Source organism: Bacillus sp. PK5-006 (assembly GCF_054161415.1).
Map to the genome: position 1 here is coordinate 1,767,677 of NZ_CP096414.1, position 14,241 is coordinate 1,781,917.

The 14,241-nt window shown below is 41.1% G+C and carries 15 protein-coding genes; 11 read left to right on the forward strand and 4 right to left on the reverse strand.

Annotated elements, in window-relative coordinates:
* The first annotated feature begins 100 nt into the window (after window positions 1-100).
* Both recQ and M1D84_RS09310 read left to right on the forward strand, forming a co-directional pair.
* Window positions 101-1,903: a DNA helicase RecQ gene (recQ, locus tag M1D84_RS09305; protein WP_044332923.1), complete on the forward strand. Its 1,803-nt coding sequence runs from the start codon at window positions 101-103 to the stop codon at window positions 1,901-1,903.
* A 234-nt stretch (window positions 1,904-2,137) separates the two neighbouring features.
* On the forward strand, window positions 2,138-2,959 hold the full coding sequence (locus M1D84_RS09310) for a LysM peptidoglycan-binding and 3D domain-containing protein (RefSeq protein WP_024422678.1): 822 nt from the start codon (window positions 2,138-2,140) through the stop codon (window positions 2,957-2,959).
* Between the two features lie 153 nt (window positions 2,960-3,112).
* On the opposite strand, the gene M1D84_RS09315 is transcribed toward M1D84_RS09310, so the two are convergent.
* Window positions 3,113-3,625, reverse strand: a complete 513-nt coding sequence (locus tag M1D84_RS09315; RefSeq protein ID WP_029708157.1) for a GNAT family protein — start codon at window positions 3,623-3,625, stop codon at window positions 3,113-3,115.
* A 198-nt stretch (window positions 3,626-3,823) separates the two neighbouring features.
* Between M1D84_RS09315 and M1D84_RS09320 the strand changes: the two genes are divergently transcribed.
* The 4 genes from M1D84_RS09320 (at window position 3,824) to prpB (ending at window position 8,043) form a co-directional block, all read left to right on the forward strand.
* Complete coding sequence (locus M1D84_RS09320) at window positions 3,824-4,363, forward strand: DUF420 domain-containing protein (protein ID WP_024422676.1); 540 nt, start codon at window positions 3,824-3,826, stop codon at window positions 4,361-4,363.
* 168 nt (window positions 4,364-4,531) lie between these two features.
* A complete protein-coding gene (mmgD, locus tag M1D84_RS09325; protein WP_247721532.1) occupies window positions 4,532-5,674 on the forward strand; it encodes a citrate synthase in 1,143 nt (380 codons plus the stop codon).
* A 2-nt stretch (window positions 5,675-5,676) separates the two neighbouring features.
* Entirely contained in the window at window positions 5,677-7,113 is a 1,437-nt protein-coding gene (locus M1D84_RS09330) for a bifunctional 2-methylcitrate dehydratase/aconitate hydratase (RefSeq protein ID WP_149126541.1), read from the forward strand.
* Between the two features lie 12 nt (window positions 7,114-7,125).
* Window positions 7,126-8,043, forward strand: coding sequence for a methylisocitrate lyase (gene prpB / locus M1D84_RS09335; protein ID WP_044332931.1), 918 nt, complete (start codon window positions 7,126-7,128; stop codon window positions 8,041-8,043).
* Between the two features lie 34 nt (window positions 8,044-8,077).
* Here prpB and M1D84_RS09340 read toward each other — a convergent pair whose 3' ends face one another.
* Both M1D84_RS09340 and M1D84_RS09345 read right to left on the reverse strand, forming a co-directional pair.
* Window positions 8,078-8,740 carry a lysozyme family protein gene (locus M1D84_RS09340; RefSeq protein WP_024422672.1) on the reverse strand — a complete coding sequence of 221 codons (663 nt, stop codon included), beginning with the start codon at window positions 8,738-8,740 and terminating at the stop codon, window positions 8,078-8,080.
* Between the two features lie 97 nt (window positions 8,741-8,837).
* Window positions 8,838-10,163 (reverse strand): APC family permease, encoded by a 1,326-nt coding sequence (locus M1D84_RS09345; protein WP_171464319.1) that lies wholly within the window; start codon window positions 10,161-10,163, stop codon window positions 8,838-8,840.
* A 184-nt stretch (window positions 10,164-10,347) separates the two neighbouring features.
* On the opposite strand from M1D84_RS09345, the gene czrA reads away from it, so the two are divergent.
* Complete coding sequence (gene czrA / locus M1D84_RS09350; protein ID WP_024422670.1) at window positions 10,348-10,677, forward strand: Zn(II)-responsive metalloregulatory transcriptional repressor CzrA; 330 nt, start codon at window positions 10,348-10,350, stop codon at window positions 10,675-10,677.
* 31 nt (window positions 10,678-10,708) lie between these two features.
* Here czrA and M1D84_RS09355 read toward each other — a convergent pair whose 3' ends face one another.
* A complete protein-coding gene (locus tag M1D84_RS09355; protein ID WP_024428348.1) occupies window positions 10,709-11,233 on the reverse strand; it encodes an Asp23/Gls24 family envelope stress response protein in 525 nt (174 codons plus the stop codon).
* Between the two features lie 117 nt (window positions 11,234-11,350).
* Between M1D84_RS09355 and M1D84_RS09360 the strand changes: the two genes are divergently transcribed.
* From M1D84_RS09360 to M1D84_RS09375, 4 genes are read left to right on the forward strand one after another with little or no spacing between them, the layout of a single operon-like run.
* A complete protein-coding gene (locus M1D84_RS09360) occupies window positions 11,351-12,283 on the forward strand; it encodes a helix-turn-helix transcriptional regulator (protein WP_024428349.1) in 933 nt (310 codons plus the stop codon).
* Window positions 12,284-12,337: 54 nt separating this feature from the next.
* Window positions 12,338-12,811, forward strand: a complete 474-nt coding sequence (locus M1D84_RS09365; protein WP_122630990.1) for a GyrI-like domain-containing protein — start codon at window positions 12,338-12,340, stop codon at window positions 12,809-12,811.
* Window positions 12,812-12,847: 36 nt separating this feature from the next.
* Window positions 12,848-13,567, forward strand: a complete 720-nt coding sequence (locus M1D84_RS09370; RefSeq protein ID WP_122630989.1) for an MBL fold metallo-hydrolase — start codon at window positions 12,848-12,850, stop codon at window positions 13,565-13,567.
* A gap of 3 nt (window positions 13,568-13,570) precedes the next feature.
* Window positions 13,571-14,143 (forward strand): TetR/AcrR family transcriptional regulator, encoded by a 573-nt coding sequence (locus tag M1D84_RS09375; RefSeq protein WP_122630988.1) that lies wholly within the window; start codon window positions 13,571-13,573, stop codon window positions 14,141-14,143.
* The last annotated feature ends 98 nt before the right edge of the window (window positions 14,144-14,241 follow it).

Below are 14,241 nucleotides of genomic sequence, written 5' to 3' on the forward strand. Positions count from 1 at the left end.
ATGGCTTTTTATTTTGTGAAAAAACGAAATTGCACAGTCAGCAGGAAGAGGCATGAATGTATGTTAAAATAGACAAAACAAAAGACGGAGAGGGAATTGGATGTTAGAACAAGCAGAAGCACTCCTGAAACAATACTTTGGCTTTGACGCCTTTAGGCAGGGACAGAAACAAGCCATTGAATCGATTGTAAACAAACAGAAGGATACCGTCTGTATTATGCCGACAGGCGGGGGGAAATCGGTTTGCTACCAGATTCCTGCCTTGATGATGGAAGGAACAACGATCGTTGTATCCCCGCTAATTTCTTTAATGAAAGATCAAGTCGATGCGCTAAATGAGATGGGCATACGATCGTCCTTTTTAAACAGCACACTTTCCGCAGCTGAAATGAATAAAAGGCTGAAAAAATGTGAAGATGGGGAATATCAGCTGCTTTATATCACACCTGAACGTTTACAAAATGAACGTTTTTTTCAGCTGCTTGATCGGTTAACGATCCCTTTAATTGCAATTGATGAAGCACACTGTATATCTGAGTGGGGGCATGATTTTAGGCCGAGCTACCGCTTTATTCAAGAATGCTTAAATCGGCTGACAAAAAGGCCAGTGATTGTCGCATTAACGGCTACAGCCACGAAAAAGGTTCACCGAGATATATGTGAACAGCTTGGCATGAACGAAGAAGAAACCATTTTTACTGGTTTTGCTAGAGAAAATTTATCTTTTCAGGTGGTCAAAGGAGAAAATAGTGACCGCTTTATCACACATTATATGAAGAAAAATAAGCTTGAGTCCGGCATTATCTATACTGCTACAAGAAAAGAAGCCGAAAATATTTACAATCGGCTAAAGAAACAAAAGATCAAAGTGGGCATTTATCATGGCGGGTTAGATGACGATGTGAGAGAAGAGCAGCAAAACCTGTTTTTAAACGATGACATCCAGGTCATGGTCGCTACATCTGCATTTGGCATGGGAATTAATAAGTCAAATGTCCGTTTTGTGATTCATCATCAAATTCCAAGGGATATTGAAAGCTACTATCAAGAAGCTGGACGAGCCGGCAGAGACGGGCTCCAAAGTGAATGCATTTTACTGTTTTCGCCGCAGGGCGTACGAATGCAGCGATTCCTCATTGAACAGTCAACAGAAGATGAAGTGCGCTTTCAGCATGAGCTGCTTAAACTTAGACAAATGGTCGATTACTGTCACACTGAGCAATGTCTGCAGCAATTTGTGATGGACTACTTTGATCAATCAGCAAGTGCCCCTTGCCAAAAATGCAGTAATTGTCTTGATGAAAGAGAGCGTGAAGAGGTCACTCGAGAAGCGCAAATGGTTTTATCGTGTACGGTTAGAATGAACGAGCGCTTTGGAAAAATGATGATTGCTCAAGTACTGGCAGGCTCTAAAAATAAAAAAGTGCTTGACCTCGGTTTCGACCGTCTTCCTACATACGCTTTAATGAAGCAGCAATCCGCCCAGCAAATTAGTGATTTCATCGAATTTTTAATTACAGAAGAGTATTTGCACATGTCTGAAGGAGCTTATCCAACATTAAAAGTGACACATAAAGGAAAGAAAGTGTTAGTCGGGCAAGAGGCTGTGTATAAAAAGCAGGCAGTTAAAAGAGAGGCGATTCAAGAAAACGATGCATTATTTGAGCAGCTGAGAGCGGTGAGAATGAAGCTGGCAAGAGAGCAGGGCGTTCCGCCATTTGTTGTATTTTCTGATCAAACCTTGAAGGAAATGTCAGCCGTTCAGCCTAAAACAGAAGAAGAACTTCTCAATATTAAGGGAATAGGCGCTCAAAAAAGAGAGAAATACGGGGATGTTTTTTTAGAAGAAATCCATTTATTTATAGAAAAAGAGAAAAATAAAAAGGTTGAAGAAGAAAAATAAATTTTTTTCGCTGCGTTTGGACACGTTTTCAACAGGAGGTTTCTGATCCTTTCAAAACCTTGATATGGCGGGTAATCGAGCTGTTTTGTGGTCTGATTTACCAATGGAGAGAGATGTTTCATGTAAAGGAACTGTAATCTAAAACATATCGTTTTGTTATTGAATTGACATTTACATATGTTACGATAGCACTCGTTAGCCGCCATAAAAAGCTAACAAGGGAGGATTTACTTTATGAAGAAGACTATTATGTCCTTGGTTGCTGTTGCAGCAATCTCTACAACAGCATTTGGAGCACAGCAAGCTTCTGCAAAGGAAATCACTGTGAAGAAAGGTGATACACTTTGGGGAATCTCTCAAAAAAATGATGTGTCTCTAAAGGACCTAAAGGGTTGGAACAATTTATCTACAGACATGATTTATGTAGGTGATAAATTGACAATCTCTTCAAAAGAGAAAACTCAGGAGCAGTATAAAGTCCAGAAGGGGGACAGCCTCTGGAAAATCGCTCAAAAATTCAATGTGTCAATTAGCGATATTAAGTCTTGGAATAACTTAAACTCAGATATAATTATGATTGGTTCAACACTAAGTGTTGCTGGTCAAAGCTCAGCTCCGGTAAGCTCAGAGCCTGTACAAAAACAGGAGCCTGTCCAAAAAGAGCAAACAACACAAAAAGCTGCTCCTAAACAGGAAGCACCGAAAAAAGCTGCTCCTAAACAGGAAACAGCTAAAGCAGAATCATCTTCTGCTAGTCAAAGTGTACAAAAAGAAATGACTGTAACGGCTACGGCTTATACAGCAAATGATGGTGGCATCTCAGGTATCACTGCAACAGGGGTAAACTTAAACAAAAACCCAAATGCGAAAGTGATTGCAGTAGATCCTAATGTCATTCCATTAGGAAGTAAGGTTTATGTTGAAGGCTACGGTGAAGCCATCGCAGCAGATACTGGCGGCGCAATTAAAGGTAACAAAATTGATGTTCATGTACCAAGCAAATCCCAAGCAAAAAATTGGGGCGTAAAATCAGTCAAAGTGAAAGTACTTAACTAGTAACTTATTGTTTTTTGGAAGAAAGCATCAGGTGGCGGCCTGATGCTTTTATTGTACCCTTTTTTTGGTCAAAAAAACACACATTTTTCAGAAAAATTTGCATTTTCGACAAAAAACAGCGTATATTCCATCATACACGCTGTTTTTTTGTCGTTAGCTGTCCACCCAATAAATTTCTCCGCTTTGTTCTTTCCAATTGATTTGGACATCAAATTGGTGCTTTTCATAAAAGTGAATCAATCGGTCCACGTGATTCCAATCTCTTTTGACGAGATCACCTGTAATAACTGGAATGTTCTGCTCCCTTGCGATCTCTTTTAAATGCTTCATACAGATTGAGCCGTACCCATTATCGGGAGGGCCTTTAATATCAGCAATATGAATCTTTCCTTCTTCAGGATATTCCGCAATTAAGGAAAAATCAGATTGTCCGCGAAAAGCTTTTTCACAATCGGTCAGCATGATTTTACATGTATCAGCATTTTCAATGGCAGAGACAATCATCCATTCATCTTCTTTCGCCTGATCAATGCCAATGATCTTTGCCTTTTTCGAAATATCTTTCATATTTTCTTGCATTCGATACATTTGGAACTGCAATTGCTGTAATTCTTGCTCTAACGCCTTCACATCTTTGGGTGTTTCCTGTAAGATTGACAAGTCCATTACTCCTTTCATATAAGAAATGATAAAAATCACATAAATTCCAATTTTAAAGGAAGTGGATGAATCTTTCAACCCGTTAGAACGCCAGTAATCGGCAAGTTTGTCTAAAATTCGACGAAGACAGCGAATTCATTGACTTTATAGAGAAAGTTAAATAACATACTCTTAGTCGGAACTAATAAAGAGAGGTTTTCAAACATGAACGAACAGAATCAAAAACCGAAAAATTTCACCGGCATTGTTGTCATTTTAACAATTGCCATAAACGGATTAATCGCTTTATTATTTTTAATGCCAAAAACAGATAAATTTAGTCATCTGGATATTACATTTCTGCCGTTACTGAATGCCGTGATGAACAGCTTTACGTTTATCTTCTTACTTTCAGCACTCATTATGATTAAACAAAAGAACATTAAAGCACATAGACGATTTATTTTTGCTGCATTTTCAACAACACTTGTCTTTTTAATTTCCTATGTGACATATCATTCAATGGCAGCTGATACACACTTCGGAGGAGAAGGGATCATCCGTCCGATTTACTTCTTTATTTTGATTACACATATTGTGCTCTCAGCTATTATTGTACCGCTTGCACTGATTACACTATTTAGAGGCGCACAGATGCAGGTCGAGCGTCACCGTAAAATTGCCCGCTGGACGATGCCGCTTTGGCTCTATGTTAGTCTCACTGGCGTCATTGTCTATATCATGATTTCTCCATATTACAGCTAACGTATGTCCAATTGGACATACGTTCTTTTATTTACAAGATGAAGTGCTTTGGATAGAATGGTAATTGGATATCCGACTAGCACGGTATCTTCCCATCTATAGATTCACATCATTTCTGGCCGTTTGCTCGTTTGGAGATCAACAATTGGACGAAACGGGGGTTATATGATGACTGAACAATTGCAGTATAAACCGGGGCTTGAAGACATTGTGGCAAGCGAAACGTCCATATCATACTTAGATGTGGAGCAAGAGGAAATTGTGATTCGCGGGTACGACCTCATTGAGCTGGCACAAAACAAGACATATTTAGAAACAGCCTATCTGCTTATTTATGGAAGATTACCAGATAAGATGGAATATCACCAATTTCAGCAAGATATATCCTCACAAACGAGCTTACATCAAACCATTCAAACCATTTTAACCAAGCTACCAAAATCCACTCACCCTATGGATGCGATGAGAACGTGTTTATCTGCTCTTGCAGGGTATGATGACGCATTACATGATCGATCTGAAGCGTGCCAAAAAAGGCGTGCAGTTCGATTACTAGGACAGCTGCCGGCCATTGTTGCTGGAAGCTATTATATTCTCACAAAAGACGCCGCTATTTCTCCAGATCAGACCAAATCCTACACTGAAAACTTTTTATCCATGCTAACTGGACGCACCCCGACACAAGACGAAATTACCGCTTTTGACCAAACACTCACATTATATAGCGAACATGAGCTGCCGAATTCAACGTTTGCGGCTAGAGTGATTGCATCCACGCATTCTGACATGTATGGTGCTTTTACTGGAGCGATCTCTTCATTAAAAGGTGACCTCCACGGAGGAGCAAATGAAGCTGTCATGCACATGCTTCTTGAAGGAAAAACAACAGAAGGATTTCTTGCGCTCATTGAACGAAAATTAGCCGCAAAAGAAAAAATGATGGGCTTTGGCCACAGAGTATACATGAGAAAAATGGACCCGCGAGCCGCTCTTTTAAAACGTTCATTGAAAACGCTTACCGAATCGAAGGGAGATACAACGCTATATGACATGTGTGTAGCAGGAGAGGCATATATGAAAGAGCAGAAAAACCTTTATCCAAATCTTGATTATTATGCTGCACCGATTTATTACGTGCTCGGAATCCCTATTTCACTTTATACACCCATTTTCTTTGCTGCAAGAGCTAGCGGATTAGCCGCACATGTCATTGAACAGCATTTGCATAATCGCATTTTTAGACCGAGAGTCCGGTATCTAGGGCCAAGAGGATTAAAGGTTTCAAATGATGATGGAAAAACGGGGGAATGAACATGAACAAAACAGCAGTCGCCAATCAAACAGATCAGCTATTAGTAGAAATCGCTGCCTATGCAGTAGACGGAGAAATTACGAGCAAAGAGGCCATTGAAACCGCGCGGTATGTGCTCATAGACACGCTCGGGTGCGGAATGCTGGCTCTTAATTTTCCAGAATGTACGAAGCACCTTGGACCTATCGTACCTGGAACTGTTGTGCCTAACGGAGCAAGAGTTCCTGGCACTTCGTTTGTGCTAGATCCCGTTCAAGCGGCTTTTGATATCGGCTGTATGATCCGCTGGTTAGATTATAATGACACGTGGCTTGCACAGGAGTGGGGGCATCCGTCAGATAACTTAGGCGGAATATTAGCTGTAAGTGATTATATCAGCAGAACACGCCTTGCAAACGGAGAAGAGCCGCTAACGATGAATGATGTACTGCATGCAATCGTCAAGGCACATGAAATTCAAGGTGTCCTTGCTTTAGAAAATTGTCTGAATCGAAATGGATTGGACCATGTGTTATTTGTCAAAGTGGCAACAAGTGCAGTTGTGTGTGCAATGCTTGGCGGAACAAAGGAAGAGGTCCAGCATGTTTTATCACAAGCGTTTGTTGATAATTCCCCGCTTAGGACGTATCGCCATGCCCCAAACACAGGATCGAGGAAATCATGGGCAGCGGGGGATGCAACAAGCCGCGGAGTGAGGCTGGCAATGATGACACGTAAAGGGGAAATGGGTTATCAAACGCCCCTCAGTGCAGAGAAGTGGGGCTTTGAAGATGTTCTGATGAAAGGAAAACCACTTACGCTCGCCCAGCCCCTTGGATCATACGTCATAGAAAATGTTCTTTTCAAAATTGCTTATCCTGCTGAGTTCCATGCGCAGACTGCTGCAGAAGCGGCTGTGATGCTGCATGACGCTGTAAAAGATCGTTTAGATGAAATTGACCGGGTAGAGATTACGACACATGAGTCAGCGATTCGGATTATTGATAAGAAAGGGCCGCTTTATAATCCGGCAGACCGTGATCATTGCTTGCAGTATATTACAGCCATTGGACTGATCTATGGTGAACTAACAGCTGACCATTATGAAGAAGAAACGGCGCAAAATCCAGCCATTGATCGTCTTCGTGATCGAATGATTGTGAAAGAGGATAAACGTTACACAGAGGATTATTTAGATCCGAAAAAGAGATCGATTGCAAACTGTGTACAAATTTTCTTTAAAGACGGGACGATGACAGACCGAATTGAAATTGAATACCCGCTCGGTCATCGCAGAAGAAGACAGGAAGGCATTCCGCTGCTTGAAAAGAAATGGCTCTATCATTTAAAGACAAGATTTCCACAAAAGCAAGTGGATCAAATTGTGTCACTCTGCCAAAATCCAAATCAATTAAAAACAACAACAGTGCCAGCATTTATGGACTTATTCGTCATATAAGGGGGAGCTAGCGTGTGGATCGTGAATGAAGAAAGAAGTCAGGCTGATTTAGCCGCAGCCTTTAAAGAACAAATGAACAAATCAGCTTTATTTCAAATTCCAGGCGTTCACGATGGAATGTCTGCGCTCTATGCGAAAAAAATGGGCTTTCAAGGGCTCTATTTATCAGGTGCCGCTTTTTGTGCCAGCAAAGGACTGCCAGACCTCGGCATGATCCATTCAACAGAAATGGCTGAAAAAGCGAAGGAGATTATTCGAGCTTCCCAGCTGCCGCTTTTGGTCGATATGGACACAGGCTATGGCGGTGTTTTAAATGCAGCAAGAGCGGCAAAAGAAATGGTTGAGAGCAAAGTGGCAGCTGTTCAAATTGAAGATCAGCAAATGCCGAAAAAATGCGGGCATTTAAACGGGAAATCACTCGTTCCAGTAGAAGAAATGGTCGCAAAAATCAAAGCCATCAAACAAGCGGCACCAACGCTTTTGGTGATTGCAAGAACCGATGCAAAGTCCGTAAATGGAATGGAGGATGTCATCCGCCGGGCCAATCTTTACGTAGAAGCAGGAGCTGATGCTATTTTTCCTGAGGCACTCATCACAGCAGAGGACTTCACGCATGCGTCAAACCATATTAAAGGTCCGCTCCTTGCAAACATGACGGAGTTTGGCAAGACGCCTTATTATCATGCAGACGAATTTTCTGTATTTGGATTTCAAATGGTCATTTACCCTGTGTCATCACTTAGAGTTGCTGCAAAAGCGTATGAGCGTTTATTTACAGAAATCATGGAAAAGGGAACGCAGCAGGGGATACTTGGGGATATGCAAACGAGAAAAGAGCTGTATGAAACGATTCATTATGATGAATATGAGGAAATGGACCAGCATTTAGCAAAAACGATCCTCCCGGAAATTGGGAAAGAACAGCGATAAAATGAAAAGCACTTCCTATACGGAAGTGCTTTTTTTACGATGATGGTGTGGATGAAGAAGCCAATTTCATCTTTTCTTCAACTGTTTTCGTTTTTTCTTTTACTTTTTCAGCGTAAGTGAAGTCACCGTAGCAATACGGATAGCGGAAGTTATCTTTATTGCCGCCGCACGTATAGACCTCGGGGTTTCGTTTCACTTGCTTTTTGGAGTATTGCTTTGCCAGTTTCTCGGAATGTTTTCCCCCGTTTTTTGCAACAAAATCAATATAGCCGATTCCCATGTTATAGCTTTGAATAATGGTTTCCAAATCAACGCCTTTTTTCTTCCCATGCTTGTACATAGTCGAAAAATGATGGACTCCTTGTTTAATGCTTTTCTCAGGGTCATTGATTTCATTTCGTTTCAAACCAAGAGATTCAGAGGCCTGCATTGGATCTCCGCCCCTGCCTTTTGATTCTTGATACATCATACCGAGGATTAACCCGGTATACTGATCTAAATCTTGATCTCTTAACTCTGTTTCTACAAGCGGTTTGTAATCATCCAATCTCGACAAAACAATTGATTCCGTATCAATCGGCAGCTTTTTTAACTCCTTTTGATTAAAGGAGATGGCAATGGCTGCTAATACGAAAACAAAGAGAAAAATCGTGAAACAGCCTGAAATGGCAAAACATCCTGTTTTTTTCTTTTTCAAGGTCAGTTCACCCCTGTTTTGCCCCGCTTTTAAAAGGGAAGTACAGCCTTTTCATTATGCCATATCCTGTGCAGGATACCAAGTGAAAACCTTATAATCAATCATATCCAAACGTAAATTCAGGTCTTGTTTTCAGCCTGAAGCAGAAATAAACAAAACCGATAATCAGCCAAATCATGCCAATGATTAATGCATTTGTACTGATGCTCGTTAACAGCCAAATGCAAAACGCCGTCCCGCATAGAGGGATCACGGCATATCTCAATGTATTCAGAATACCTCTTTGTTTTTGTTTGACGAAAAAGTACGCAAAAACAGACAAATTCACAAAGGTAAATCCAATTAACGCGCCGAAGCTGATAAAGGAATAAATAACTTCAAGTTCGCCAACGACTGCGGTTAAGGAGAAAGCTCCGATTAACAAAATATTAAAAACAGGGGTTTTTAATCTCGGATGAATATACCCAAAGAAACGCTTTGGTAACGATTGATCTCTTCCCATTGCATATAAAAGCCTTGCTGCACTCGCATGTGACGATAAGGAGGAAGAAATGACAGCGACCATTGTGCCGGCTAAAAAGAACGAGTGAAGAAATGCGCCGCCCACAAATTCTGCAATTTCAAGTGAGGCTGCATCAGGATGTTTGAACTGCTGAAAATTTGGAAACACCTGCTGCAAAAAATAAGACGTCAAAGTAAACAGTACGCCTCCAATCGCAACTGTTAAGAAAATGGCAAGCGGAATCGTCTTTTTTGGTTTAATGGTTTCCTCAGACATAGTGGAAATGGCATCAAATCCTAGAAAGGAGAAACATAAAATGGTCGCTCCTGAAAAAATAAGCGCTGGATCTAAGCTCGCTGAATAAAAAGGCCGGGCTGACAATAACTCTCCACTGCCAGCGTTTTGCGTGAGCCCATAAATAACAAATCCAACAAAGGTGACAGCGACAATGACCTGAAATGTCACAAACAGCGCCGTAATGTTGGCTGTAAGCCGTATACCGATGACATTGACAGTCGTTATGGCGATAGCAAGTATGATGATCCAAATGTAATGAGGTACATCAGGAAAGGCTGCGGTTAAATAAGCACTTCCGATCGCAAAATTCACCATAGGCAGAAATAAATAATCCAGTAAAAGTGTCCAGCCCACAAGGAAGCCGACATGAGGATGAATACTTTTTTGCGCATATGTATAAGCAGATCCTGCTTTTGGAAAAGCCTTCACCATATTCCCATAGCTAAGCGCTGTCAATAGTAATGCCAGCAACGTAAATATATAAGCTGCAGCGACGTGTCCTTTCGTCAGCTGAGCAACAATGCCGTATGAATCAAATACGACAAGTGGATCCATATAAGCAAGCCCGATCACAACAAGTGGAAAGACAGTCAGGCTGCGTTTTAGTCTTGGCTCTTCAGTCAATTTGCCTATCAGCTCCTCTAAAAATGAATAAATAATGCTCATTTTAAAAAGAATGCTACCAAGTGTCAATGCTATTTGAATAAATCTTTTGTTTAAAGTGTGCCCGCTTTGCACGCCGGACGTTTTAGTATATGATGATACATAGAATAAGTCGTGATTTGACTAACAAGAAAGGTGAAGCGAAATGAAGGAAGAACTGAATACAAATCAAGAACAGGAACGGATGGAGCTGGATGAAGAAAGTTTATTTCTTGTCTCCCAAACGTTTAAAGCCTTATCTGATCCGACACGTATTCGTATTCTGCACCTCTTGTCTCAAGGTGAATACTCGGTAAATGATATCGCAGAAACGCTGAATCTCATGCAATCAACAGTTTCTCATCAGCTGCGCTTTTTAAAAAACCTTCGTCTCGTGAAATCTAGACGAGCAGGGACATCGATCTTTTACAGTCCTGAAGATCAGCATGTGATGGAAGTACTTGAACAAATGATTCATCATGCACAGCATGACTAATAAAAACCTTCCTATATGAGTAGGAAGGTTTTTACGCATGATGCATACGGGTTGATCGTTTACCTGCTTTCATCATTTGATAAGAAAAAACAACATAGTAAGCAGCTAACAGAAAAAAGCTGAGCATGGTCATGGCATCATCACTCACAATATGCTGATACAGTTCAACGACACCAATCTTTGTGAGCGAATGGTTCGTCAGCTCACCCAGCTTAAAACTAAGTCGTGATAAAAATAAGCATAAAATGAAGCTTTCAATCCATTTACTCGTTTTCACATAAAGACGGCCATTTTCTTCTTTCATGCGGATCGTCTCATAGGCATGAACGGCCAGACTGCTTCCAAAGAGCATACCAATAGCGGCATAGATGAAAATGCTGTGATTTTGCCAGCCTTCTAATAAGAGAATAAGGGCAGTGAGTCCAAATACATACATTCTCATCAAAAGACTGATCGGGCGCACAAGCTGATAGCGTCTCATTCGATTCATTCGAAAGATGATGCAGATCAGCATAATGCCCCCAATTATGAATAACTGCCACACGTGATGTGTCATGATGCAACCTCCTCCTGCATGTGCAGGGATGTAAACGAATGCTGGCTGTTCCTTATCTTTACCATTCTTTCATTTTTTATCAAATCAAAACCTACATTTATGAAAAAGAGGAAAAGCATGAAAATCGATCGTATTTTGTCTATTGTGATGCTGCTCATTAGCAAAAAGCAAATACAAGCGAAAGACCTTGCTGAACTTCACGAAGTGAGCGTAAGGACGATTTATCGCGATATTGAGACCATCAATCAAGCCGGGATTCCTATTGTGACAACACAAGGAGCAGGCGGAGGCATTTCGCTTGTTGACGACTATCGTTTAGAGAAAAAATTATTTACCGATGATGACATTGAGCTTATTTTAACTGCCCTTGAAAGCATGACGAGTGCATACTCCTTTAAAGAAAGTGAACATGTACTGAAAAAAATCAAATCTCTCATTCCGCCACAAAGCGATGAAAGCGAGAAACAGCACCATGTCTTTATTGATTTAAGCTCATGGGGAAAAGACAGCCAGGCAGAAAAGAAGCTTCAGCTGATCCATACAGCTGCTTCCGCGCATCAATTCATTCAATTCACTTATCGCAACGCAAAAGGTGAAACACTTCCACGTAAAGTGGAGCCTTATACGCTTGTCTTAAAAGGAAGGCATTGGTACTTGTATGCGTTTTGTTGTGTGAAACATGATTTTCGTCTATTCAAGCTGACCAGAATGACAGACCTCATCACCATTTCAGCATATTTCAGGCCGAAAAGAATCAAAAATGAAGAGAAGCCTTGGAATGACTCTTGGCATGAAGAACCTTCAGTCACAACCCTCACGCTCAGGTTAACCGAAGCATCAGTTGGCAAAGTGAAGGAATGGGTGGATGAGAACGAATTGATCATATGTTCAGACGGAACCTATCTGGCAGCATTGACTGTGCCGCAAGATGATTGGCTGCACAGTTTCCTATTCCATTTAGGACCGGACGTCGACATTGTTTCACCTCAGCACATCAAGGAAGCATTTGATCTCCAATTAAAACAATTTATGAAGCGATTAGAAACTTGACACACTGTTGTCAGGTTTCTTTTTATATGATGGGAGAAAAGGAGATGAGAATGTATGTACGATATCGTCACATTAGAGAAACAATGGGTCAAAGGGTTGTCTGTTCGAACAACAAATGAAATAGAGAAAACAAAAGAGCGGAAGATTGCACCGCTTTGGCAGGATTTTTTTGCGCAGCAGCTACATGGGGGACAAGCTCCAGTCATAGGGCTCTATTCAGATTATGAAAAAGATGAACATGGTTCTTATTTATTTACAGCTGGGCAATTCGCGGATCAGCAGATCGAACATGTAAAAGAGATTCCTGCGTCCACCTATGCAAGATTTCAAACGAGAAAAGGACCGATTGAAGAGGTCGTGCTTGAAACATGGCACAAGATTTGGACGTGGGATCAGCGTCAATACCGCACTTATACAGGTGATTTTGAATGGTATGATGAAAGATCTATTGATCCAAAAGAAGCACAAATTGATATTTATATTGCGGTTGATGAAAAAATGATTGCTAAAACTAATACTATTAGTTAATATAAAACTAACGATATTAGTTTTAGGAGGGCAATCATGAGATTAACAACTTTTGACCGTCTGCACCAGCTTACATTGATGCCGCGATTATTTCCGGTAAATTGCTATGTCTTTGAGGAAGAGGAAGGACTCATCTTAATTGATGCTGCTTTAAAAATGGCGGCAAACTCGATCATCGAATTTGCCCGTAAAAAGAACAAACCAATTCATAAGATTATTCTCACTCATAGCCATATGGATCATATCGGCGCATTAGATGAGGTGAAGAAGGCTTTTCCAGAGGCAGTTGTCTATTTATCAAAACGTGATGCACGCCTTTTTGAAGGTGACTTTTCCTTGCTCCCTGATGAACCTCAGCAAAAAATTAAAGGCAGTTTTATGAAAAATATTCATACAAAACCAGATGTACTTGTCAAAGAAGGAGATGAGATTGGGACGCTCAAAGTGATTGCAACACCAGGGCATACACCCGGCAGCATTTCTTTATACGATGAAAGGTCAGGAGTTGTCATTGCAGGGGATGCACTTGTGACAAAAGGCAGCTTATCGGTTACGGGTGAGTTTCGGTGGAGCTTCCCGTTCCCGGCATTTGCCACATGGGATGCAGAAACCGCATTAAAAAGCGCTGAAAAATTACTAGCGCTGCGCATATCCTGTCTTGCTGCAGGACATGGTGACCTTATCATAGAGCCTCATGAAAAGCTTCAAGCTGCCGTTAAAAAAAGACAGCACCAGCTAAAAAAAGGAGGGCAGTAAACCGTGTCTCCAAGAATGGGAATTACACAAGAAAAAATTATGGATACAGCGGCTGCATTTGTTGATGAAGAGGGCTTCTCCGCTTTGACTATTGCTACATTGTCTAAAAGGCTGAATATCAGGCCGCCTTCTCTTTATAATCATGTATCCGGCCTTCATGAGATTCAGGCAGCACTCGCAGTAAAGGGGCTCTCCATGCTTTGTGAGGAAGGGATGCAAGTCACAGAGGGGCTGGAAAAAAAAGAAGCTGTTTTAGCCTTTGCCAGACAATATGTGCAATTTGTCCGAACACATCCCGGTCTTTATGAAGCTGCCTTTTCACATATGAACGAAAAAGAAGTACGACTTGCAGCAGAGCGCCTTGTTCAGTTTGTTCAATCCATTATGTCACGCTTTGGTGTAAAAGAAGAAGAAATGACGCATGTCGTCAGAGGACTGAGAAGCTTACTGCACGGCTTCGGTGATATTTCTAATAAAAAGGGATTTCAACGAAAAGAACAGCTTGAAGAAAGTGTGAGCTATGCGGTTCGGCTCTATATCACAGGTGTATTGCAAAAAGAAGATCTGTCTATTTGACAGGTCTTTTTTTATAGCAAATCGATATCATAAAGGAGCGTCCGTCTGGCACAATTTTTTAGCGAGAAAAACGAATAAAGATTTGACAGTTTTGTGAA